The sequence below is a fragment of the Streptomyces sp. NPDC056987 genome (assembly GCF_042673865.1).
Taxonomy (GTDB): Bacteria; Actinomycetota; Actinomycetes; order Streptomycetales; family Streptomycetaceae; genus Streptomyces.
This window is the reverse complement of sequence record NZ_JBHURV010000007.1, coordinates 235,547-258,346: the sequence shown is the minus strand read 5'-3', so window position 1 is coordinate 258,346 and position 22,800 is coordinate 235,547. Positions and strand designations below refer to the sequence as shown.

Genomic DNA, 22,800 nt, shown 5'->3' with positions numbered 1-22,800 from the left:
CGCCTCCTCCCACCCAGAGATCAGGAAGACGACGATGGAGATAGTGGGAACCGGATTCCTGGCGCGGTGTCTGCGTCCGCTGGCCGACCGGCATCCGGACACCGTGGCCCTCGCCGCGGGGGAATCCAGAACGAGCGGCGCCTCCGACGCGGACTTCGCGCGGGAGGCCGCACTGCTCCGCGATGTCACCAAGCGGTGCGCGGCCGACGGACAGCGGCTGCTGTTCTTCTCCACGGCCGCGACCGGACTGTACGGGCTCGCCGAAGGGCCGGGCAGCGAGGACGTCCCGGTGACCCCCTGCACCCCCTACGGCGCGCACAAACTCGCCCTGGAGGAGCAGCTGCGCGACTCCGGGGCCGACCACCTCATCCTCCGGCTCGCGCACCTGGTGGGACCGCACGGGCGGTACCACCAGCTCGTCCCCACGCTCGTACGGCAGATACGCGAGGGCGTGGTCACCCTGCACCGGGGCGCCACCCGCGACCTGATCCGGGTCAGCGACGCGCTCACCGTCATCGACCGGCTGCTCGCCACGGGCACCAGGGCCGACACGGTCAACGTGGCCTCCGGGTTCGCCGCCCCGGTGGAAGACATCGTCGGCCATCTCGCGGGCGCGCTGGGGCTGGAACCGCGCACGGAGTACGTGGCCACGGGCGTCCCGTACGCCATCTCCACCCGGAAGCTGCGCGCCCTGGTCCCCCACGTGGCCGACCTGGGCTTCGGCCCCGACTACTACCAGCTGGTCCTCAACCACTTCCTCGCGGCCGAACATGCCTGACCCGGCCGCGTACGCGTCACGAGAAAGGCGGGGAGTCCCTCCGATGCCGTCCCCACTCATCCAGATACCTGAGAACCAGACAGCCGGGCACCCGAGCCTGCCCGCCCGCATCGCCCTGTCGGCCGCCGCCCCGGGCGCGCACCTGCGTACCGAGGACTTCGGCGACTGGCTGGCCGAACGGGGCAGGGCCAACGCCTTCCGGGTGGAGCGGATACCATTCGCGGAGCTGGACGGCTGGTCGTTCCAGGAGTCCACCGGGAACCTGGTGCACCGCAGCGGCCGGTTCTTCACCGTCGAGGGCCTGCACATCACGGAGGACGCCGAGCCGCACGGCGACGGCCCCTACGCCGACTGGTACCAGCCCATCATCAAACAGCCCGAGGTGGGCATCCTCGGCATCCTCGTCAAGGAGTTCGACGGGGTACTGCACTTCCTGATGCAGGCGAAGATGGAGCCGGGCAACCCGAACCTCCTCCAGCTCTCGCCCACGGTCCAGGCGACCCGCAGCAACTACACCAAGGCCCATCAGGGCGCGGACGTCAAATACCTCGAATACTTCGTCGGGCCGCAGCGCGGCCGGATCATCGCGGACGTGCTCCAGTCCGAGCACGGCTCCTGGTTCTACCGCAAGTCCAACCGCAACATGGTCGTGGAGGCGGTGGGCGACGTCCCGCTGCTGGACGACTTCTGCTGGCTCACTCTCGGACAGATCCACGCACTGCTGCGCCGGGACAACGTGGTCAACATGGACTCCCGTACGGTGCTGTCCTGCCTGCCCTTCGACGACACCTCGCACGGCGCGCTCCACTCCGACATCGAACTGCTCTCCTGGATCACCGGCGAGCGCACCCGCCACGCCGTACGGACCGAGCGCGTCCCCCTGGACTCCATTCCCGGCTGGAAGCGCGGCGAGAGCGCGATCGAGCACGAGGAAGGCCGCTACTTCAACGTCGTGGCCGTGTCCGTACAGGCGGGAAACCGCGAGGTGACGGGGTGGACCCAGCCCCTCTTCGAGCCCGTCGGCCTGGGTGTCACCGCCTTCCTCACCCGCGAGTTCGGCGGCGTCCCGCATGTGCTGGTGCACGCCCGGGTCGAGGCGGGCTTCCTCGACACCGTCGAGCTGGGACCGACCGTGCAGTGCACCCCCGACAACTACGCCCACCTGCCCGAGAAGGAGCGGCCCCGGTTCCTGGACACCGTGCTGCGGGCCGGCGCGGACCGTATCCGGTACGAAGTCGTGCACTCCGAGGAGGGCGGGCGCTTCCTCAACGCCGAGAGCCGCTTCCTCATCGTCGACGCGGACGAGACCGACGCCCCGCTCGACCCGCCGCCCGGCTACGCCTGGGTCACCCGCGAGCAGCTCACCTTCCTGGTCCGGCACGGCCACTACCTCAACGTCCAGGCCCGCACCATGCTCGCCTGCCTCCACGCGACGGCGCTGAGCCCCCGGTGACCGGACCCCTGCGGGTGGGGGTGATGGGATGCGCGGGCATCGCGGTGCGCCGCATGCTCCCCGCCTTCGCGGCCTGCCCCGGCATCGAGATCGCGGCCGTGGCCAGCCGGGACCCGGCCAAGGCGCGGCAGGTCGCGGAGCGCTTCGGCTGCCGTCCCGTGCACGGATACGACGCGCTCCTCGAACGCGACGACATCCAGGCCGTCTACGTACCGCTGCCCGCGGCGCTGCACGCCCGGTGGACGGAGGCGGCACTGGACACGGGCCGGCACGTCCTCGCCGAGAAGCCCCTGACCACGGACCGCCACCGGACCGCGGAACTGCTCGAACTCGCCCGCGCCCGCGGTCTGGTGCTCATGGAGAACGTCATGTTCGTCCATCACCACCGGCACCGCGCCGTGCGGGACCTGATCGCCGACGGGGCGATCGGCGAACTCCGTGGATTCCAGGCGGTGTTCACCATCCCGCCGCTCCCGGACGGTGACATCCGGTACGACCCCGGACTCGGCGGCGGAGCACTGGCGGACGTCGGGGTCTACCCCCTGCGGGCCGCACTGCACTTCCTCGGCCCCGGGCTCGACGTCATCGGCGCCCGCCTCGACCGGGGCGCGGGACGGCGCGTCGAGACCTCCGGCGCCGCGCTGCTGAGCACTCCCGGCGGCGTCACCGCCCAGATCACCTTCGGCATGGAGCACGCCTACCGCTCCTCGTACGAAGTGTGGGGCAGCGAGGGCGGCATCACCGTCGACCGGGCGTTCACCCCGCCCGCCGACCACGCCCCCGTCATCGGCCTGCACCGCGGCGGGAGGACCGAGGAGATCCGGCTCGCACCGCACGACCAGGTGGCGGCCACCGTCACCGCCTTCGCGGCCGCGGTACGTACCGGAACCCTCCCGGACGCCCAGGCCACCCTGCGACAGGCGGAACTCCTCGACGAGACACACCGCTCCGCCTCGCGCGGAGCACCCGTCACCACTGGATGAGCGGCCGCCGGCCGGGCCCTCGGCGACGACCCGCCGAAGGACACCGCCGGCGCATGAAAGGAGACACCCGTGCAACGCCACATCGCTTTCTTCAACTTTCCGGCCGTAGGCCATGTCAACCCCACGATCGGCATGGTCGAGGAACTGGTGAAACGCGGCCACCGCGTCACCTGCACCGTGACCGACCACTTCGCCCCCATCGTGAAGGCCGCCGGCGCCGAACCCGTCCGGTACGACTCGGTCTTCGGCGATTTCTACCGCGTTCCGCTCACCCCCGAGGAGAACGCGGGCGAGGGGCTGCGGTGCCTGGACGAGGCGCTCTCCCTCGTGGAGCAGGTCGGGCCGTTCTACGAGGAGAACCGGCCCGATGTGATCGTCCACGACTTCATGGCGTGGGGCGCGCGGTTCTTCGCCGCCGGGAACGACATTCCGCTGATCCGGACCTATCCGGTGTTCGGGGCGAACGAACACTTCTCGATCCGCGAGAAGTTCCCGGTGGCGGAGCTGACCGACCCGCGGATGATGGAGGCGGTGCAGAAACTCGCGGGCGTGCTGCCGCAGTTCGGCCTGCCCGCCGACCCGATGGGCTTCATCACGGCGATCGAGAAGCTCGGCATCATCTTCCTCCCGCGCGACTTCCAGTACGCCGGTGAGACCTTCGACGAGCGGTTCGTCTTCACCGGCCCCTGCATCGCCGAACGCCCCTACCAGGGCACGTGGGAGCCCGCCTCGGCGGACCGGCCCGTGCTGCTGATCTCGCTCGGCACCTCGGCCAGGAACTGGCCGGAGTTCTTCACCATGGCCATCGAGGCCTTCGGCGACTCCGAGTGGGACGTCCTCATCACCGTCGGCGACCACACCGACCCGGCCGGCCTCGGACCGCTGCCCGCGAACGTCGACGTACGACGGTGGGCGCCGCAGCTCGACGTGCTCCGCCACGCCCGGCTGTTCATCCAGCACGGCGGCATGAACAGCATCATGGAATCCCTCGACAACGGCGTGCCCATGGTGGCCGTGCCGCAGACCAACGAGCAGCGGGCGAACGCCCTGCGCGTGGAGGAGCTGGGCCTCGGCCGTGTCCTCGCCAAGGAGGACGTCACGGTGGAAAGCCTGCGCGAGGTCGCGGCCCAGGTCACCGGCGACGCGTCCCTGACCGGACGGGTGCGGGCCATGGGGGAGCGCATGCGGTCCGTCAACGGCCCGTCCGTCGGGGCCGACGCCGTCGAGTCGTACCTGGCCCGGCTGAGCTGAGCCGAGCCGAGCACCGCCGCCGCGCCACGGATCCGTGGCGCGGGCCGGCCCCCACCGGTGTCGTACGGCCCCGGCGCCCTCCCGGCGCGGACCCACGGGCCGTGCGACACACCGGCCCTGGGCCGTGCGACACCGGCTGTACGGCACCGGCCGGGACTTCCGCGGCACGCCCTGGCGCCCCTCCCGGCGGCGCCACCCACCGAACGGGACAGTGACCCGAGAACCATGGACCATCTCGAAGAGCTCAAGGACTTCGCCCGCCTGCACGCCCGGGGCCAGGGCATGAAGGCCGAGCACGCCACCCGGGTCCTCGCCCGGATCACCAACGACACCACGGGGGACCCGGACTCCTGGGCCGCGGTGTGGACCGCCGAGGGCCGCGCCGCCGCCGACCGCGGCGACCTCCTCGACGCGTGCCGGCACTACGCGCTCGCCCGTTTCCCGTACCCCGGTGACGCCGACCGCCTCAGCGCCCAGCGGCTCTGCGTCGAGACCTTCGACCGGTGGAGCCGTGACCAGGACGGTGTCGAGCGCCTGGAGTTCACTCACATCGACGGCACTGACGGCACTGACGGCACCGTCGCCTGCTGGGCCGCCGGGCTCGACCGCTCCCGCCCGCTGCTGGTCGTCATGGGCGGCATCGTCAGCGTCAAGGAACAGTGGGCGCCGCTCCTGCCCCTGCTGAGCCGACTCGGCTTCGCCGCCGTCGTCACCGAACTGCCGGGCGTCGGCGAGAACACCGTCACCTACGGACCGGACTCCTGGCGCACCCTCGGCTTCCTGCTCGACCGGCTCGCCGACCGTGCCCGGGTCTCCGACACCTCGATGCTCGCCCTCAGCTTCAGCGGCCATCTCGCCCTGCGCGCCGCCGCCGAGGACCCGCGGATCCGCCGCGTCCTGACCGTGGGCGCACCCGTCTCCGACTTCTTCACCGACGAGACCTGGTGGCCCCGGGTGCCCGGCATCACGGCCGACACCCTGCGCCGCCTCACCGGCGCCGAGGACCTGGCCGCACTCCGGCTGCTGCTGCCGCGGTTCGCCCTCACGCCGGAGCAGCTCGGGCAGGTGCGGATACCCGTCCGGTACGTCGCCAGCGGCCGCGACGAGATCATCCCGGCCACGGAGCAGGCGCTGCTGCGCCGGACGCTCGACGACATCCGGTTCAGGACATTCGACGACGTGCACGGATCGCCCGCCCATCTCGGCGCGATGCGGCGCTGGCTCTTCTCCCAGCTGCTGTGGCTGCGCTTCGGGTGGCCGGTTCGGGCGCCCGGCGCGCGTGATTTTAAGTCAGGTGCTTGACTTAGATTACCGGGTGAGATTGCCTGACCGCACCGGAAGGAACAGTTCCGAGCGCAGTCGAGGGAGTTGAGCGAGCGATGGCCGGCACACTGAACGCCGCGGACCCGCACCACGCCGCCGTACCGGGGTTTCCGATGGAACGGGCGGCGCGCTGCCCGTTCGACCCGCCCCCCGGGCTGCGGGACAAGCAACAGGAAGGGCCGCTCGCGAAGGTGCGGCTGTGGGACGGCAGCACGCCGTGGCTGGTGACCCGTTACGCGGACCAGCGCACCCTGCTCGGTGACCCGCGGCTCAGCTCCGACATCACCCGGCCCGGCTATCCGAGCGATGTGCCGGTCTCCGGCGCGGGGTCCATCGGGTTCATCCTGATGGACGACCCCGAGCACTCACGGCTGCGGCGGATGGTGACGGCGCCGTTCGCCGTCCGGCGGGTGGAGGCGATGCGGCCCGCCGTACAGAAGATCACCGACCAGCTGATCGACGCCATGCTGGCCGGCCCCGTACCGGTCGACCTGGTCCAGGCGTTCGCGCTGCCGCTGCCCTCGCTGGTGATCTCGGAACTGCTCGGAGTGCCCTACGGCGACCACGAGTTCTTCCAGGAGAACAGCAAGATGCTCATCAACCGCGCGGCCGCCCCGGAGGAGCGGGCCGCCGCCTCGGCGGCGCTGGCCGGCTATCTCGACGGGCTGATGGGCGAGAAGATCGCCCGCCCCGCCGACGACCTGCTCTCCGGGCTGGTCGCCCGGATCGAGGCCGGTGAGCTGACCCGCTCCGAGGCGGCCCAGATGGGCGTCCTCCTGCTGCTGGCCGGGCACGAGACCACCGCGAACATGATCGCGCTCGGCACGCTCGCCCTGCTGGAGAACCCGGACCAGCTCGCCCTGCTCCGGGACACGGACGACCCGGCGCTGGTCGCCTCGGCGGTGGACGAGCTGCTGCGCTACCTCAACATCACGCACAACGGGCGCCGCCGGGTGGCCCTGGCGGACATCGAGATCGCCGGGGAGGTGATCCGCGCGGGCGAGGGGATCATCGTGCCCAACGACATCGGCAACCGGGACCCCGACATGTTCGAGGACCCCGACCGGCTCGACATCCGCCGCGACGCCCGCCGCCACCTGGCCTTCGGCTTCGGTGTCCACCAGTGCCTGGGCCAGACGCTGGCCCGGATGGAACTCCAGGTCGCGTACAGCACCCTCTACCGGCGCATTCCCGGGCTGCGGCAGGCCGCCCCGATGGAGGAGATCCCGTTCAAGCACGACGGATCCGTCTACGGCGTGTACGAGCTGCCGGTGGCCTGGTGACCGCTTCTCAGGACTCCGGCGCTCTCCGCTCCACCGCTCTTCCCCCCGACCGTTCTTCCCCCCGACCGTTCTTCCCTGACCGAGGAGACGCGATGAGCCGCAACGACGACGAGCAGGTCCTCACCTACCCCATCCCCAACGACGCGCCCCTGGAGCCGCCCGCCGAGTGGGCGCGGCTCCGGCAGCAGTGCCCGGTCGCCCGGGTGAAGCTGCCCAGCGGCGACGAGGCGTCGGTCGTGACGCGGTACGACGACGTCAAGCAGGTGCTGTCCGACCCCCGGTTCCCCCGTCGGCTCGACGCCGCCGACGCGGCCCGGATCTCCGCCACTAAATCGGGCGGGCTCTTCAACAGCTCGATGTCGGCCACGATCCCGGACACCGGTGAGGAGCATCAGCTGTGGCGGCGGCTGGTCGGGAAGTGGTTCACGGCCAAGCGCATGGCCTCGCTCCGCCCCGGCATCGAGGCGATGGCCGACCGGCTCATCGACGAGATGGTGGCGAGCGGCCAGCCGGCCGACCTGAAGGCCGCGCTCGGCTTCCCGCTGCCGGTGTGGGTGATCTGCGATCTGCTCGGGGTGCCCGAATCGGACCGGGAGGAGTTCTCCCACTGGTCCGACTCGCTGCTCAACCTCACCCGCTACACGGAGGAGGAGGTCGCGGCGGCGCACCACGCGTTCACCGACTACATGGCGGTACACATCGACGCCAAACGGGCCGCGCCGACCGACGACCTGCTCAGCGAGCTGATCGTGGCCACCGGCGCCGACGGCTACCGGATGTCCGACGCGGAACTGGTCGCCACCGGGCGCGGGCTGCTGCTCGCCGGCCACGAGACGACCGCCAACCAGATCGGCAAGATGGTCGCCATGCTGCTCGGCGACCGGCGGCTCTGGGAGCAGCTGCTCGCCGACCGGTCGCTGGTGCGCTCCGCGGTGGAGGAGGCGCTGCGGCTGGACGCCAGCGGGGGGCTCGGCCTGCCGCGGTACATTACCGAGGACACCGAGGTCGGCGGGGCGCTGGTGCCGCGCGGCACCACCATGATGTGCAACATGGGCGCCGCCAACCGGGACGAGCGGGTCTTCGAGAACCCGGCGGAGATGGAGCTCGGCCGCACCCCCAACGTCCATCTGGCGTTCGGCACCGGGGCGCACTCGTGCCTGGGACAGGCGCTGGCCCGCACCGAGCTGCAGGCCGTACTGGACGTGCTGCTGCGCCGGCTGCCCACGCTGCGCCTCGCTGTCACCGTGGAAGAACTCCCCAAGCTCGAAGGCCTGATGGTCGGAGGGCTGCGTGAAGTACCGGTGAGATGGTGAACATGGCAGGCAGGACCGTACGGGCCGAACAGGTCAGCGCGACACGGGAGTCGATACTGACCACCGCGGAGCGGCTGTTCGCCGAGCGCGGCGTGTACGCGGTCTCCAACCGGCAGGTCAGCGAGGCCGCGGGACAGGGGAACAACGCCGCGGTCGGCTACCACTTCGGGACCAAGGCGGACCTGGTGCGGGCGATCGCCCGCAAACACGCCGCGCAGATCGAACGGATCAGGGCGGAGCGGCTGGCGGGCGCCGGTGACTCCACCGATGTACGGGTCTGGGTGACCTGCCTGGTCTACCCGCTGACGGAGCATCTGGAGGAGTTGGGCAGGCCCACCTGGTACGCGCGGTTCTGCGCGCAGGCGATGACCGACCCGGCGCTGCGCGCCACCATGATCGAGGAGTCGATGACGTCCCCCGCGCTCCGGGGGATCGTGGAGGGCCTGAACCGTACCCTGCCCGAGCTGTCGGCCGAGGTGCACGCGGAGCGCGGACTGATGGCACGCCACCTGATGGTGCACATGTGCGCGGAGCGGGAGCGCGCGCTGGCCGAGGGCGCGGGCACGGTCCACTCCTGCTGGCACGACGCGGCCACCGGCATGGTGGACGCCCTCGTAGGAATGTGGCTGGCCCCCACGACCCATCGCCCGTGAACAGGACGAGAGAGGAACGACCGTGAAAGTGACCGTCGACCAGGACAAGTGCTGCGGCGCAGGCACCTGCGTACTGCTGGAGCCCGCGGTCTTCGACCAGCGGGACGAGGACGGGATCGTGGTGCTCCTCGACCCCGCCCCGGCCGAGAAGCTGTGGCCGACCGTCCGGGAAGCCGCCACCGTCTGCCCGGCCGCCGCGATCTCGGTGACCGAGGACGCGTGAGCCGGGGACATTGAGCCGGCGAGACTGAGCCGGGGAGACCGCGCGCCGAGAGGCCAGGGGCGGAGACGTTCGACACGGAACGTCTCCGCCCCGGCTGCTTCCGCCGGAAAGAGCCCGCCGGAAAGAGCCCGGCGGGAAGGGCCCGGCGGGAAGGGCCCGCCGGGAAGGACCGGGCGGGACGGGCTCAGACGGCCGACCAGCCGTTGTCCACCGGCAGTACGGCGCCGTTGATGTTGCTCGCCGCGTCCGAGGCGAGGAAGACGATCGCCGCGGCCTGCTCCTCGGCCCCCGACACCTTGCCCGCGAGACCGATGTAGGGGCGGAGCGTTGCGGGACCCTCGGCGTCGGGCCTGGCGTCGACCCGCATGTGGGTCGCGGTGCCGCCGGGCGCGATCGCGTTGGTACGGACCCCCCGCTCCCGGTACATCACGGCGAGCGACTTCGTCAGCCCGACCACGCCGTGCTTGGCCGCGGTGTACGCGGCGCCGGCCGCGCTGCCGCGCAGCGCGGACTCCGACGCGGTGAAGACGATCGCGCCGTTGCCCGTGGCCAGCAGGTGCGGCAGGGCGGCGCGGGTCAGGACGAACGGCGCCGTCAGATTGATCCCGATGACCCGCTCCCACTCGGCGTCGTCGGTCTCGCCGAGCGCCGACATGCGGTCCATGACACCGGCGTTGTTCACCAGGACGTCCAGCCCGCCGAAGCTCTCCACGGCCGCGGCGACGACCTGCTCCGCCACGGCCCGGTCGCTCAGGTCGCCGACGACCGCGCGGGCCGTGCCGCCCGCCTCCGCTATCGCGGCGACGGTGCCGTCTGCGCCCTCCTGGTTCAGGTCGGCGACCAGGACCCGGGCGCCCTCCCGGGCGAAGTGGAGGGCCGCGGCGCGGCCGATCCCCGATCCCGCGCCGGTGACGACGACACTGCGTCCTTCAAGGCCCGTGCTGCTCATGGTGTGCCTGCTTTCCTCTGGTCGCCCGCTCGCTCGGTCGGTCGCGTCAGGCAAACACGTTTGAGTTACTTGAGTCAAGCAAGCAGATGATAAAGTGGTGCACATGCCCACACCGCCGCACACCGCCGTCCCCGTCTCCCCCGACATCATCGAGATCGAGCGCGCCCTCACCCACATCTCGTACCTCACCAACCGGGTCCGGCAGCACGAGCGACTCATGGCGCTGGCCGGTGTCTCGCTGGACCGTGCCGCCGTCGCCATCCTGCGGGCGATGGCCGACTCCGACGCCCTGCGCCCCGGCGAGCTGGCGGTCCGCCTCGGCGTCGAGGCGTCGCACATCACCCGCCAGGTGCAGCAGTTGCAGAAGTCCGGTTACGTGACCCGCGTCCCGGACCCCGACGACCGCCGGGCCCAGCGCGTCCAGCTCACGCCGGTCGGCCGGGACGCCATCGACCGGATCCGCGACGCGAGCCGCCGGGGTATGGAGATGGCCCTGGGGGACTGGTCGCCGCAGGACCTCCACCAGCTCGCCACCCTCTTCCACCGGATGGTCGACAACTTCCTCAGCCATTCCGTCGAGGACGACGACGCCGGGTCCCCGGGCACCGCGTGAGCGCGCGGGGGAACGGGCGGCGGGTCCTGATCGTCGGGGACGACCCCGGCACCGTGGAACTGCTCACCACCACCATGGGGCTCGCGGGCTACCGGACCGGAACGGCGAGCACCGGACGGGAGGCGCTGTCGCGGCTCGTGGAGCAGCCGGCCGACCTGGTCGTCCTCGACATGACCATGCCCGGGATGAAGCGCTTCGCCAAATTTCCCCGGCTCCCCGTCGCCGACCGCCCGCCGCTGCTCTTCCTCGCCGCCCTGGACTCCCTCGAATCCCTGGCCGCCGGACTCGTCACGGGCAGCGCCGACTACGTGACCAAACCGTTCCGCATCGCCGAGGTCCTCGCCCGGGCCGAGACGCTGCTGCGCACCCGAGGCGCCGAGGGGCGGACCGGGACGCCGCGCTACGACGACCTCACCCTGGACGACGCCACCTGCCGGGCCCGGCGCGGCCGGCGCACCCTCGACCTCACCCCCGCCGAGTACCGGCTCCTGCGCCACCTGCTCGTCAACGCGGAACAGGTCCTTTCGAAGGAGCAGATCCGCCGGCACGTATGGGGCGAGGACCGCGCCGACAACGCGATCGAGAAGCTGGTCTCCCGGCTGCGGCGCAAGGTCGACCAGGAGGGCCCGCCCCTGATCCACACCCGTAAGGGCTTCGGCTACTGGCTGGGCCACTGACGGCCACGGCCCCGTCCCCGGTCGCGGCCCCGCGCCGTACACGCCCCGTCTGTGACCTGCCTCACGTCAGCTTCCCGTCAGGTAACCGACCGGAAGGCGTCAGCCCGTTCCGGTTCCATGGAGACCCACCCCTCCGCCCCGCGCGGAGCGACCCCCGCCCACCGAGGACAGAGACAGAGCCGGAGACATGACACAGAGCACGCGGATCGTGGTCGTCGGAGGCTCGGCGGCCGGACTCGCCGCCGTCGAGACGCTGCGCCGGGAGGGGTACGAGGGGATGCTCACCCTGGTCGGCGACGAGCGGCACGCCCCGTACGACCGGCCGCCGCTCTCCAAGCAGATCCTCGCCGGGGAGTGGGACAGGGCGAGACTGGCGCTGCGCTCCCCGGACGACCTGGAGGCGCTCGGCCTCGACCTGCGCCTCGGGGTCGCCGCGACCGGACTGGACACCGAGGACCGTACGGTGACACTGGCCGACGGCGAGTCGCTGCCGTACGACGGACTGATCGTGGCCACCGGCGTACGGCCGCGCACCCTGCCCGGCGCGGGCGCTCACCTGCTGCGCACCCTCGACGACGCTCTCGCCCTGCGGGACCGGCTCGGCCCCGGGCGCCATCTGGTCATCGTCGGCGCCGGGTTCCTCGGGGCGGAGGCCGCCGCCGTGGCCCGTGGGCTCGGCGCGCGGGTCACCCTGCTCGAACCCGCCCCGGTGCCGCTGGCCCACGCGGTCGGCGAGGAGGTCGGCCGCGTCCTGTCCGGGGCCCATCTCGACCACGGCGTGGACCTGCGCACCGGCGTGACCGTCACCGAGGTGACGGGCGACGGCGTACGGCTCGCCGACGGCGGCGTCGTCGAGGCCGACGAGGTGCTGGTGGCCGTCGGCTCCCTGCCCAACACCGAGTGGCTGACCGGCAGCGGGCTGACCCTCGACAACGGCCTGGTCTGCGACGAGTTCAGCGCCGCCGCGCCCGGTGTGTACGGCGCCGGGGACGTCGCCCGCTGGTTCAACCCGCTCTTCGGGGCGGCCATGCGGATCGAGCACCGTACCAACGCCGCCGAGCAGGGCATGGCCGCCGCACGGAACCTGCTCCGCCCGGACGCGCGCAAGCCGTTCGCGCCGGTCCCGTACTTCTGGTCGGACCAGTACGACATGAAGATCCAGGCGTTCGGACACCTGCGCGGCCACGAGGAGATCGCCGTCGTCGCGGGCGACCTCGGCGAACGCCGATGTGTGGTCGCCTACCGCACCGGCGACCGCCTCGCCGGGGCCCTCGCGGTCGGGATGCCGCCCAAGGCGATCCGCCCCTGGCGGCAGGCCGTCGCGACCCGCGCCACCTGGCGGGAGGCCATCGGCGGAGCCGCGTGACACGGCCCGGCACGGGGCGAGAGTTCGCGTCGCGCCGCCGTTGAACACACGCGCCGCCGCGTACGTATACGTGGGCGTGATACGCCTTCTCGCACACCGGCGGCACAGGCCGCGACGCCCGGGACCCCGTTCTGCGACGGCGGGGCTGATGGCCGTGGGGGTGCTGTTCCTCGCCGGGTGCGGGGGCGGCGGCACGGACCAGGACAAGGACTCGGCGCAGCCGGAGAAGCGCGCCGGCTCCGCCGCGCCCTCCGTCGAGCCGGTGAAGGCCGCGAAACCGGCGACGGTGGAGCAGCTCGCCGAGGCCGTCGGCTGTGAGGCCCAGATCAGGATGAAGGTGCAGGACTACCGGCAAGGGGTCTGCAAGAAGGGCGAGCTCCCGTACACGCTCATCACCTTCACCACGGAACAGAACCAGCGTGACTGGGTCGACTACGCGAAGATGTACGGCGGTTGGTACCTGGTCGGCAACCGGTGGGCGATCGGCACGAACAAGGGGCCGAACCTGGAGGCCGTCCAGGGCGAGCTCGGCGGCACGGTCGAGGAGGGCAAGGGGTACGCCTCCTCCGGCACCGGTAACGGTACGGGGACCGGAACCAGCACCGGAGAAGATGTCTACGGACCCTGACGGGACTACGGGACCACGGGACCACGGGGCCCTGAGGTGCCGCCTCGGGGCTACCGGTTACCGGTACGTGAGGTCCGACGCGGAGTACTTGCAGTAGGTGCTGTCCGGGCCCGTGCCGTTCTTCGTGGGCTCGGCGCCCGTGTTGTTGCCGATGTACTTCTGGCACGGCACGATCTTCTTGCTGCTGTCCCCGACGACGGTGATGCCGCGCAGGGTCAGCGAGTCACCGTAGTTGGTGTTGATCCCGCCGATGACCCCGCCGGGCGCGGTGATCTCCGTGTTGGTGACGTTGATCGTGCGCTTGTACTGGGAGGAGCAGTTCCCGCAGGAGCGGACGAACGTCTTGAAGTCCTGCCCGGCGAAGTTGGAGATGTTCAGCGTGCCGCCGCCGTTGAACTGGAAGATCTTGTCCGCGGCCTTGCGGGCGCCGCCGCCGACGACGTTGAACGTCTTGCCGGTGCCCCGGAAGGTCGCCGCGTCCTCGCCGACATCCTCCCACCAGACGTTCTGGAGCGTGCAGCTGCCGGAGCAGTGGATGCCGTCGGCGGCCGGGGCGCCGAGGATGACGTTCTTCAGCGTCGCGCCGTCGGCGAGCTTGAACAGCGGGTCCTGGTCCTCGTTCTGGCCGCCGGTGCCGAGGTCGCCGGTGCCGTAGTAGCGCTTCATGCCGCCGTCGACGGTGCCGCTGACCGGCTTGGTCGCGCCCACGCCTTCGCTGCCGTTGGCCGACGGCCAGGTGGCGGCCATCGCGGACGGCAGGGTCAGTCCGGAGGTGAGCGCGCCGACGGTGAGGGCGACGGCGCCGAGGCCGCCGGCGACGAACCGGCGCCTCCTGGTACCGGACCTGGTACTGAGCTGCTTGCCGTGCTGCTGGTCACTCATGGTGAGACGGCTCCTTCGGTGGGGGTGTGGGGGTGGGCGTCATGGCGTGGGTGCCATGGCGTGGGTTTCACGGGGTGGTGATGACCGGACGCGGTGGCGTCGGCATGTTGTTGCCGATGAAGAAACCGGGGTGCGGCGGCTGGTTGTACGCCGTGTTCTGCCAGGCCAGCGCCGTCCGGTAGGTCCGGTCGTGGAGCAGGGTGGTGATCTTCCGGTCGGTCAGGTGCGGTGTGGAGTAGATGCGCAGCGCCGTGTTGTCGGCGGTGGGCCAGATGACCTCCTCGCGCCAGTCGCCGAGGATGTCGCCGGAGAGCGAAGGGGTCGCCTTCGTACCGTTGTTGGAGTGCACGTTGGAGGCCGTCAGCAGCCGGGTGTCGCCCGATGTGCCGTACTTGTCGATGCGTGTTCCGTCGAGCAGTTCGCGCACCGGGTCGCCGTCCCACCAGGCCAGGAAGTTGGCCGAGGACGGCTTGCGGCCCAGGGCTGCGCCGCTCGTGGAGCGCAGCGAGCCGTCGGCCGACGACCAGGACTCGGCGCCGGGGCTGCCCGCCCAGATGTCGCCGGAGACGCCGCGGCCGTTGTCGCCGGAGGCCGGGGTCGACCACAGGACCTGTCCGGTCCTGGCGTCCGCGAAGTACGACGACGGCTTCGACCCGTCCTCGTCCACCTTGAAGTACTCCAGCCCCGGGCGGGACGGGTCGAGGTCGCCGAGGTGGGCCGCGTCGCCGTGGCCGTTCCTGTTGGTCCACAGTCCCGCGCCGTTGTCGTCGACGGCCATCGAGCCGTAGACGATCTCGTCGCGGCCGTCGCCGTCCACGTCACCGATGGTCAGGGCGTGGTTGCCCTGGCCGTCGTACCCCTTGCCGGTGTTGGTGGAGCTGTTGGTGTCGAACGTCCACCTGCGGGTGAGCTGCCCGCCGGTGAAGTTCCAGGCGCTGATGACCGTACGGGTGTAGTAGCCGCGGGCCATGATCAGGGAGGGCGTGGCCCCGTCCAGATAGGCGGTGCCGGCCAGGAAGCGGTCCACGCGGTTGCCGTACGAGTCGCCCCACGAGGAGACGGTGCCGCGCGGCGGCACGTAGTCGACGGTCGAACGCACCGCGCCGGTCTGCCCGTTGAACACGGTCAGGTACTCGGGTCCGGCCAGGACGTAGCCGGAGGAGTTGCGGTGGTCGGCGGAGGCGCTGCCGATGACCTGGCCCGTGCCGTCGACCGTGCCGTCGGCGGTCTTCATGGCGACCTCGGCCCTGCCGTCGCCGTCGTAGTCGAAGACCTGGAACTGGGTGTAGTGCGCGCCGGAGCGGATGTTGCGGCCGAGGTCGATCCGCCACAGCCGCTGCCCCTGGAGGGTGTAGCCGTCGACGACGGTGTTGCCGGTGACCCCGGACTGCGAGTTGTCCTTGGCGTTGGTGGGCTGCCACTTCAGGACGATGTCGAGGTCGCCGTCGCCGTCGAGGTCGCCGACGGAGGCGTCGTTCGCCTCGTACGTGTAGTCGGAGCCGCCCGGCGGCACCGAGATCGGTACGTCGAGATAGCCCGGCCGGAACTGGACGGCGCTGGGCGAGGCGGCCTGCTCCGTACCGTTCACGACGGCCCGCACGGTGTAGTCCGCCGAGTTGGGCGCGTCCTTGTGCAGGTAGTTCGTGGTGGTGATGGGCTCGGTGTTGACCTTGAGCGAGCCGCGGTAGAGGTTGAACGTGACGTTGTCGGCGTCGGTCGCCAGCCAGCGCCAGCTCACCAGGTTGTCGTTGCCGGTGTGCACGCTGACCAGGCCGCGGTCGAGCCGCTCCATGCGCGCGGCGGCGAGCTGGGCCTGGGGCGGCGCGTCGGCGGCCTGCGCGGGGCTCGCCACGGGGGAGATCAGGGCGGCGACGACCGCGCCGGCCGGAGCGAGCACGCCGAGCAGGCGCAGGCCGCGGGCGCGCGAGCGGGAGCTGCCCGGGGGTGGGGGTCTGAACCGCACGGAATCCTCCAGAGGGGGTGGGGAGTTGGGGCCCCTGTGCTCTCCGGTCGCCGCCCGTGCGGGAAAGGTTGCCGGCTCGGGTCGGGAAAGTTTCGGCGGGGGGACCGGCCCCCCGCCCGGGGCCCCCCGGCGGGGGGTGCCCCGGGGGTGCCGCAGGGGCCCCCCCCGGGGGGCGGCGGGGCCCCGGGGGCCGCCCGGGCCGCCCGGGGGGGGGAACTGGTGGGGGGCGGGTGGGGTCACTTTGGGGGGGGGGCCCCCGCCCCCCGCCGGCCCCCCCCGCTTCTGCTGTTCCCGCGGTGTTCCCGCTGCTCCCGCCGCCGTTCTTCCGCTGCTCCCCTCGTTGCCCCCGTTGCTCCCCCGTTGCTTCTCCCGCTACTTCTCGGGCTGTTGGGTTCCTCCGGGCTGCTGGGTGGTGGACGCGGTGATCTCTTCCAGCGCCGCGAGGATGTCGGCCTCCGAGGCGGCCTTGTCGACGCCCGCGTCGTGGAGCACGCCCGTACCGTCCTCGAACTCCAGCAGCGCCAGCAGGATGTGCTCGGTGCCGACGAAGTTGTGGCCCAGTCGCAGGGCCTCCCGGAACGTCAGTTCCAGCACCTTCTTGCCCGCCGCGTCGAACGGCACCAGATCGGGCACCGTCGCGGCCTTCGCCGGCAGCGCCGCCGTCGCGTGCTGCCGCACGGTGTCGAGCAGCACGCCCTGGGCGACAATCGCCCGCGCGCCGAGGGTCCCGGGCTGGCTGATCAGCCCGAGCACGAGGTGCGCGGTGCGGATCTCGTCGTTCCCGGCGGCCTGCGCCTCGTTCTGCGCCGCGACCACGGCGCCCCGCGCGCCCGGGGTGAACCGGCCGAACCCCTCGTTCGGGTCGATGGCCGACGGCTCGGCGGGGGACTTCGGTACGAAGCGCTTCTGGGCGGCCTGCTTGGTGACGCCCATGCTGCGGCCGATGTCGGTCCAGGAGGCGCCGGAGCGCCGGGCCTGGTCCACGAAGTGGCCGATGAGGTGGTCGGCCACCTCGCCGAGGTGGTCGGCGGCGACGACCGCGCTGGTGAGCTGGTCGAGGGTGTCGGAGTGGACCTTCTTGATGCCTGCGATCAGGTCGTCGAGACGGATGGGGTTGTTGATCTGCACGGGCTTCTGGGTGGGGTTCTCGGGATGCTCCATGCCGTCAACCTTAGGTTGACGATTGAGGGGCGTCAACCCGAAGTTGACGATTCGGTCGCGTTGTCGTCCTTGCCTTCGTGTGCGCTCCAACTCCTAATCTGCCGCGCATGGATGCCATGCAGGGCAGGACCCTGGGACACAGTGGAATCACCGTCGGCGCACTCGGCTTCGGGTGCTGGGCGATCGGCGGCGAATGGCAGCGGCCCGACGGGGACCCGCTCGGGTGGGGCGCCGTCGACGACGACGAGTCCGTCGCCGCGCTCCGCCGGGCGCTCGACCTCGGGATCACGTTCTTCGACACGGCCGACGTGTACGGGACCGGCCACAGCGAGAAGATCCTCGGCCGGGCGCTGCGGGGCCACCGCGACGAGGTCGTCATCGCCACGAAGTGGGGCAACCTCTTCGACGAGGCGACCCGCACCGCCGACGGTCACGACGCCACCCCCGGCCACGCCCGGCGGGCGCTGACCGCGTCACTGCGCCGCCTCGGCACGGAGTACGTGGACCTCTACCAGCTCCACATCTCCGACGCGCCCCTCGACGCCGCCGCCGAACTCCGCGAAACCTGCGAGGAGTTGGTACGGGAGGGGCTGATCCGCGCGTACGCCTGGAGCACCGACGACCCGGAGCGCGCGGCGGTGTTCGCGCCGGGGGAGCACTGCGCGGCCGTGCAGCACGGGTGCAATGTGCTCCAGGACGCGCCGGAGATGCTGGAGCTGTGCGCGGAGCACGGGATCGCGAGCGTGGTCCGCAGCCCGCTCGCGATGGGCCTGCTCGCACGGGACCCCGGCGCCGGGGGGAACGCGGACACGGGGTGGGCGCTCGGCTCCGGTGACATCCGGACCGTACCGCCCGCGTGGCTGCACTGGTTCGGCGAGGGCGGGCTGCCGGTACCGGAGCAGGCGGCGCGGGTCGCCGCCGTACGGGACATCCTCACGTCCGGCGGCCGCACCCTGGCCCAGGGGGCGCTCGCCTGGCTCTGGGCCCGCAGCCCGCACACGGTGCCGATCCCGGGCATCCGCTCGGTCGCCCAGGCCGAGGAGAACGCGGGGGCGCTGCGGTACGGGCCGCTCGGCGAGGGCGAGATGAAGGAGATCGCCACGCTTCTTGCCGGGTAGGCCCCGGGTGCATCGGGGCCTACCCGCCGGTGCCGGTCAGCCGGGCGTGCGGATGCGCCGCGCCTGCCGGTGCCCTTCGGTGCCGGTGTCGGTGCCGGTCAGCCGCCGTCCGGGATGCGCGCGCCCGCGCCGCTCACCCGGACGCGCGGGTCACCCTCCCGCAGCTCCACGGTCAGCACGCCGGGGCGGCCCATGTCCGCGCCCTGGTGCAGGGTGAGGACGGCACTCCCGGCCACGGCGCCCAGCGCGCGCAGATACGCCCCGAACGCCAGCGCGGCGGCGCCGGTCGCGGGGTCCTCGACCACACCGCCCACCGGGAACGGGTCGCGGACGTGGAAGACATCGGCGGACTCCCGCCACACGAGCTGGACCGTGGTCAGGTCCAGCCGGCGCATCAGCGCTTCGAGCCGGTCGAAGTCGTACGCGAGATCCGCGAGCCTGGCCCGGCTCGCGGCGGCCAGCACGAGATGGCGGGCGCCCGCGAAGGCGATCCGGGGCGGCAGGGCCGGGTCCAGATCGGCGGCCGGCCAGCCGAGGGCGCCCAGGGCCTCCCGTACGTCGTCCTCCGCCACGTCGGTGACGTCCGGCTCGACGCTGGTGAGCGTGGCCCGCAGCGTCCCGTTCTCCTCGATGACGGTCACCGGCACCGTACCGGCGCGGGTCTCGAAGACCAGGTCCCCCGGGCCGGTCCGCTCGGCCAGGGCCACGGCGGTCGCGACGGTCGCGTGTCCGCAGAAGGGGACCTCGGCCTTGGGGCTGAAGTAGCGGATGGTGAACACCCGGGCGTCACCGCCCGCCGCGCCCTCCTCCGGAAGGCCGGTGAGGAACGCGGTCTCGCTGTACCCCAGTTCCGCCGCCACGGCGAGCATCCCGGCGTCGTCGAGCCCCCGCGCGTCCAGGACGACACCGGCGGGGTTTCCGCCCAGGGGATCGGTCGAGAAGGCGGTGTACCGGAGCACGGCGGGGGACTCGGGGGCGGGTGCGTCGTGAGTGGTCATGCCACTGCCCAACCGGACGGCCCGGCGCCCTATTCCGGCTCGTCGTCTCACGGCAGCAGGCGCCGCTCGTTGGCCACCGCCACCGCGCCCGACCGGGTGTCCACCCCCAACTTCCCGTAGATCCGGCCGAGATGGGTCTTCACCGTGGCCTCGCTGATGAACAGGGCGCGGGCGATGTCCCGGTTGCCCAGGCCGCGCGCCAACTGCTGGAGGATGTCCCGCTCCCGCCCGGAGAGCACGGGGCGCGGGCTGCGCATCTGGGCCAGCACCCGGTCGGCGACCGGCGCCGACAGCGCCGTACGCCCGGACGCCGCGTCCCGGATCGCGGCGAACAACTCCTCCGGCTGCTCCGCCTTGAGCAGATAGCCGGTGGCGCCCGCCTCGATGGCGCGGGTGATGTCGGCGTCGGTGTCGAACATGGTGAGCACCAGCACGCGCGGCGCGGCCGCACCGGGCGCGGCGCCGGAGACCAGCCGGCGGGTGGCCGTGACCCCGTCCATGCCGTCGCCGAGCTGGAGATCCATCAGCACGACATCGGGCCGGACCCGCGCGGCCACGGCCAGGGCCTCCTCGCCGCTGCCCGCCTCGCCGACCACCTCGATGCCGTCGGTGCTGGACAGCAGCGCGCGCAGCCCGGCCCGTACGACGGCGTGGTCGTCGCACAGGAGCAGCCGTACTGCATCAGTCGGTACGGCATCGGTCGGTACGGCGTCGGTCGGGCTCATGGGGCGGCCTTTTCGAGGAGGTCGGGGGCGGTGAGAGGCAGGGCGGCGGTCACCACGGTGCCGCCGCCCGGCTCGGACTCGACGGTGAGTGTGCCACCCGAGCCGAGGGCCCGGACCCGCATGGCCGGCAGCCCGTGCCCGCGCCCCGAGCCCGCGCCGGGGGCGGGCCCGGCGTCCGGGTCGAAGCCGCGCCCGTCGTCGGCGACGTCGAGGGAGATCTGGTCGCCCAGCCAGGTCAGGGTCAGCGCGGCCCGGGTCGCCCCGGCGTGCTCGCGCACATTGGCCAGCGCGCCCTGCGCGATGCGCAGCAGCGCCGCCTCGGTCCGCTCCGGCAGCGGCCCCGGGGCGCCGTCCACGCGCAGCTCCACCCGCAGCCCCGGGCCGCTCTCCCGGTCGGCGAGCGCGCCCAGCGCCTGGACGAGGGTGCGTTCCGCGAGGTCGGCGGGGGCCAGGTCCTGGACGAACCGGCGGGCCTCGGTGAGCCCCCGGGCACCGATCTCGGCCGCCTCCCGCAGATGTCCCCGGGCCGCGCCGGGGTCGGCCCGCCAGAGCCGGTCGGCCGCCTGGAGCATCATCTGCTGGCTGGACAGGCCCTGGGCGAGGGTGTCGTGGATCTCCGTGGACAGCCGCTGCCGCTCGGCGAGGATCCCCGCGCGCCGCTCGGTGGCGGCCAGGTCGCGGCGGGTGCGGACCAGGTCCTCGATCAGGTCGCGCTGCCGGGCCGCCTGGCGCTGGAGGGCGATCAGGACGGCGGTGCCGACGGCGGCGACGGCGGGCGGGACGATCACCGCGTTGGGGTCGAACACCCCCTCCGCGAAGCGCAGTTTGGAGGCCACCACCAGCAGGGTCAGTACGGACGCCAGCGCCACCGCCGTCCGGGTGGGCAGGGTGTGCAGCCCGGTGAAGAAGAGCGGCATGGCGCACCACGCGGCGCTCGGCGCGACGACGAGGAGGACGACCCAGACCGCCAGCACCGCCCCCAGCCAGAGCGCGTACCGGACGGCGGGGCGCGCGCCGGGACGCGGCGCCGGCGCGAGGACCCGGCCGAGCGCGTACAGCACCCCGAAGGCGACGAAGAGGGCGACGATCCAGCCGGCCCCCGGCTCGCCGCCGTGCAGGAGCAGATGGCGGACGAGCGAGGAGCCCAGCAGCAGGAAGAACGCGGCATGCATGACGACGGGCAGCCACCGCCCGTCGGCGTCGCTGCGCAGCCCGGGATCGGCCCGCCCGTCGGCGTCGCCGCGCTGCCCAGGATCGGCCCACCCGTCGCGATCGGCACGCAGACCGGATTCGACCCGCCCGTCGGCGCCGGCGCGTACACCGGCTCCGGTCCGCGCGTCCCGTTCGGCGCGTACACCGGGACCGGTCCCCGCGCGGCCCTCCGGCTCGCCGTGCCGTACCACCGCAGACCTCCGCATCGTCGCGCCCGACTCCTCCCTCAGCAGTCCTAGCGTCTTCCCCGCCGCCCCGCATCAACCGATCGGCCGATACGGGCGTCCCCCGCGCCGCCCGCGAACGGGGACCGCTCCGCCGACCCCCGCCCCCCGTTCCCGTGGGGAAGCTGGTACCAGCACCCGCCAGAACACCGGCCGCGGCGCCGGCCCGGCACACACAGAGGAATCCACATGCCCGCCAAGAATCTCACCGTCAACCGCGCCGCCCTCGGGCACCGGGTCGGCTATGCCCTGCGCCACCCCGGACGGGCGCCGCGCTTCCTGGCCCGCGCGGCCAGGGACACCTGGCTGCGCTACCGCTGGCCCGACCACATCGCGTACTACCGCGCCGTGATGCGCTCCGACACCCGCGCCGACCCGGACCTGGCCGTCGGCAGCGCCAGCCATGAGCGGTGGCTGGCCCTGGGGACGATGCAGTTCGACTACCTCGTCGGCCACGGGCTCCGCCCCGAGCACCGGATGCTGGAGATCGGCTGCGGCAATCTGCGGGCGGGCTGGCGCTTCATCAGCCACCTGGAACCCGCGCACTACTACGGCATCGACATCTCGCCCGACATCCTCGCCGCGGCTCAGAACACCCTGGTGGACAGGGGACTTCAGGACCGGCTCCCCACCCTGACCCCGGTCCGCGACCTGAAACTGGCGTTCCTGCCCGACGCCCGCTTCGACGTCGTGCACGCGCACAGCGTCTTCTCGCACTCCCCGCTCCCGGTCATCGAGGAGTGCCTGGCCCACGTCGGCCGGGTGCTTGCCCCGGGCGGCTGGTTCGACTTCACCTTCGACCGTACGGAGGGCAAGGAGCACCAGGTGCTGCGGGAGGACTTCTACTACCGTACGGAGACGCTCATCGCCCTGGCCGAGAAGCACGGCCTGTCGGCCCGCTTCATGGCCGACTGGGAGGAACTCCCGCACGGCCAGTCCAAGATCCGCGTCACCCACGGCCCGGGCACCCGGCGCGCCTCCTGACCCGGCCGACGCCTGACCCGACCGCCTCCTGACCCGGCTC

General features: G+C 72.4%; 22 protein-coding genes. 15 read left to right on the top strand and 7 right to left on the bottom strand.

The window, feature by feature from the left end:
* Window positions 1–34: 34 nt before the first annotated feature.
* The 9 genes from ACFTZC_RS11530 to ACFTZC_RS11490 all read left to right on the top strand — a co-directional run bounded on the left by ACFTZC_RS11530 (window position 35) and on the right by ACFTZC_RS11490 (window position 9,260).
* Window positions 35–778 (top strand): NAD-dependent epimerase/dehydratase family protein, encoded by a 744-nt coding sequence (locus ACFTZC_RS11530; protein ID WP_382888589.1) that lies wholly within the window; start codon window positions 35–37, stop codon window positions 776–778.
* 43 nt (window positions 779–821) lie between these two features.
* Window positions 822–2,231 (top strand): NDP-hexose 2,3-dehydratase family protein, encoded by a 1,410-nt coding sequence (locus ACFTZC_RS11525; RefSeq protein ID WP_382888588.1) that lies wholly within the window; start codon window positions 822–824, stop codon window positions 2,229–2,231.
* A gap of 23 nt (window positions 2,232–2,254) precedes the next feature.
* Window positions 2,255–3,214 carry a Gfo/Idh/MocA family protein gene (locus ACFTZC_RS11520; protein WP_382888620.1) on the top strand — a complete coding sequence of 320 codons (960 nt, stop codon included), beginning with the start codon at window positions 2,255–2,257 and terminating at the stop codon, window positions 3,212–3,214.
* 69 nt (window positions 3,215–3,283) lie between these two features.
* Window positions 3,284–4,465 (top strand): macrolide family glycosyltransferase, encoded by a 1,182-nt coding sequence (locus tag ACFTZC_RS11515; protein ID WP_382888587.1) that lies wholly within the window; start codon window positions 3,284–3,286, stop codon window positions 4,463–4,465.
* A 225-nt stretch (window positions 4,466–4,690) separates the two neighbouring features.
* On the top strand, window positions 4,691–5,767 hold the full coding sequence (locus tag ACFTZC_RS11510) for an alpha/beta fold hydrolase (protein WP_382888586.1): 1,077 nt from the start codon (window positions 4,691–4,693) through the stop codon (window positions 5,765–5,767).
* Window positions 5,768–5,844: 77 nt separating this feature from the next.
* Window positions 5,845–7,071, top strand: a complete 1,227-nt coding sequence (locus tag ACFTZC_RS11505; protein WP_382888585.1) for a cytochrome P450 — start codon at window positions 5,845–5,847, stop codon at window positions 7,069–7,071.
* A 92-nt stretch (window positions 7,072–7,163) separates the two neighbouring features.
* Entirely contained in the window at window positions 7,164–8,384 is a 1,221-nt protein-coding gene (locus tag ACFTZC_RS11500) for a cytochrome P450 (protein WP_382888584.1), read from the top strand.
* 2 nt (window positions 8,385–8,386) lie between these two features.
* On the top strand, window positions 8,387–9,037 hold the full coding sequence (locus tag ACFTZC_RS11495; RefSeq protein WP_382888583.1) for a TetR family transcriptional regulator: 651 nt from the start codon (window positions 8,387–8,389) through the stop codon (window positions 9,035–9,037).
* A gap of 22 nt (window positions 9,038–9,059) precedes the next feature.
* A complete protein-coding gene (locus ACFTZC_RS11490; protein ID WP_382888582.1) occupies window positions 9,060–9,260 on the top strand; it encodes a ferredoxin in 201 nt (66 codons plus the stop codon).
* A 184-nt stretch (window positions 9,261–9,444) separates the two neighbouring features.
* Here the strand turns inward: ACFTZC_RS11490 and ACFTZC_RS11485 are convergent, their stop codons facing one another.
* Window positions 9,445–10,209 carry an SDR family NAD(P)-dependent oxidoreductase gene (locus tag ACFTZC_RS11485; RefSeq protein WP_382888581.1) on the bottom strand — a complete coding sequence of 255 codons (765 nt, stop codon included), beginning with the start codon at window positions 10,207–10,209 and terminating at the stop codon, window positions 9,445–9,447.
* Window positions 10,210–10,312: 103 nt separating this feature from the next.
* On the opposite strand from ACFTZC_RS11485, the gene ACFTZC_RS11480 reads away from it, so the two are divergent.
* The 4 genes from ACFTZC_RS11480 (at window position 10,313) to ACFTZC_RS11465 (ending at window position 13,493) form a co-directional block, all read left to right on the top strand.
* Window positions 10,313–10,822, top strand: coding sequence for a MarR family transcriptional regulator (locus tag ACFTZC_RS11480; RefSeq protein ID WP_365818670.1), 510 nt, complete (start codon window positions 10,313–10,315; stop codon window positions 10,820–10,822).
* On the top strand, window positions 10,819–11,499 hold the full coding sequence (locus ACFTZC_RS11475) for a response regulator transcription factor (protein WP_382888580.1): 681 nt from the start codon (window positions 10,819–10,821) through the stop codon (window positions 11,497–11,499). Before ACFTZC_RS11480 ends, ACFTZC_RS11475 begins: the two co-directional genes overlap by 4 nt.
* Before the next feature lie 187 nt (window positions 11,500–11,686).
* The gene (locus ACFTZC_RS11470; RefSeq protein ID WP_382888579.1) at window positions 11,687–12,865 is read left to right on the top strand and encodes an NAD(P)/FAD-dependent oxidoreductase; all 1,179 of its coding nucleotides are present in this window, start codon (window positions 11,687–11,689) and stop codon (window positions 12,863–12,865) included.
* A 148-nt stretch (window positions 12,866–13,013) separates the two neighbouring features.
* Window positions 13,014–13,493 carry a hypothetical protein gene (locus ACFTZC_RS11465; protein ID WP_382888578.1) on the top strand — a complete coding sequence of 160 codons (480 nt, stop codon included), beginning with the start codon at window positions 13,014–13,016 and terminating at the stop codon, window positions 13,491–13,493.
* A gap of 57 nt (window positions 13,494–13,550) precedes the next feature.
* Here ACFTZC_RS11465 and ACFTZC_RS11460 read toward each other — a convergent pair whose 3' ends face one another.
* The 3 genes from ACFTZC_RS11460 to ACFTZC_RS11450 form a co-directional block, all read right to left on the bottom strand.
* Window positions 13,551–14,375, bottom strand: coding sequence for a pectate lyase (locus ACFTZC_RS11460; protein ID WP_382888577.1), 825 nt, complete (start codon window positions 14,373–14,375; stop codon window positions 13,551–13,553).
* Window positions 14,376–14,442: 67 nt separating this feature from the next.
* The gene (locus ACFTZC_RS11455) at window positions 14,443–16,338 is read right to left on the bottom strand and encodes a rhamnogalacturonan lyase (protein WP_382888576.1); all 1,896 of its coding nucleotides are present in this window, start codon (window positions 16,336–16,338) and stop codon (window positions 14,443–14,445) included.
* A gap of 372 nt (window positions 16,339–16,710) precedes the next feature.
* Window positions 16,711–17,499 carry a Clp protease N-terminal domain-containing protein gene (locus ACFTZC_RS11450; protein WP_382888575.1) on the bottom strand — a complete coding sequence of 263 codons (789 nt, stop codon included), beginning with the start codon at window positions 17,497–17,499 and terminating at the stop codon, window positions 16,711–16,713.
* A gap of 107 nt (window positions 17,500–17,606) precedes the next feature.
* Here ACFTZC_RS11450 and ACFTZC_RS11445 point away from each other — a divergent pair, with 107 nt between their 5' ends.
* On the top strand, window positions 17,607–18,617 hold the full coding sequence (locus tag ACFTZC_RS11445; protein ID WP_382888574.1) for an aldo/keto reductase: 1,011 nt from the start codon (window positions 17,607–17,609) through the stop codon (window positions 18,615–18,617).
* 98 nt (window positions 18,618–18,715) lie between these two features.
* Here ACFTZC_RS11445 and ACFTZC_RS11440 read toward each other — a convergent pair whose 3' ends face one another.
* Genes ACFTZC_RS11440 through ACFTZC_RS11430 form a run of 3 tightly spaced genes read right to left on the bottom strand, consistent with a single transcriptional unit; the run spans window position 18,716 to window position 21,512 of the window.
* Complete coding sequence (locus ACFTZC_RS11440) at window positions 18,716–19,615, bottom strand: PhzF family phenazine biosynthesis protein (RefSeq protein WP_382888573.1); 900 nt, start codon at window positions 19,613–19,615, stop codon at window positions 18,716–18,718.
* 47 nt (window positions 19,616–19,662) lie between these two features.
* A complete protein-coding gene (locus tag ACFTZC_RS11435; protein ID WP_382888572.1) occupies window positions 19,663–20,340 on the bottom strand; it encodes a response regulator in 678 nt (225 codons plus the stop codon).
* On the bottom strand, window positions 20,337–21,512 hold the full coding sequence (locus ACFTZC_RS11430; RefSeq protein ID WP_382888619.1) for a sensor histidine kinase: 1,176 nt from the start codon (window positions 21,510–21,512) through the stop codon (window positions 20,337–20,339). Before ACFTZC_RS11430 ends, ACFTZC_RS11435 begins: the two co-directional genes overlap by 4 nt.
* Window positions 21,513–21,965: 453 nt before the next feature.
* On the opposite strand from ACFTZC_RS11430, the gene ACFTZC_RS11425 reads away from it, so the two are divergent.
* Window positions 21,966–22,760: a class I SAM-dependent methyltransferase gene (locus tag ACFTZC_RS11425; RefSeq protein WP_382888571.1), complete on the top strand. Its 795-nt coding sequence runs from the start codon at window positions 21,966–21,968 to the stop codon at window positions 22,758–22,760.
* Window positions 22,761–22,800 lie beyond the last annotated feature (40 nt).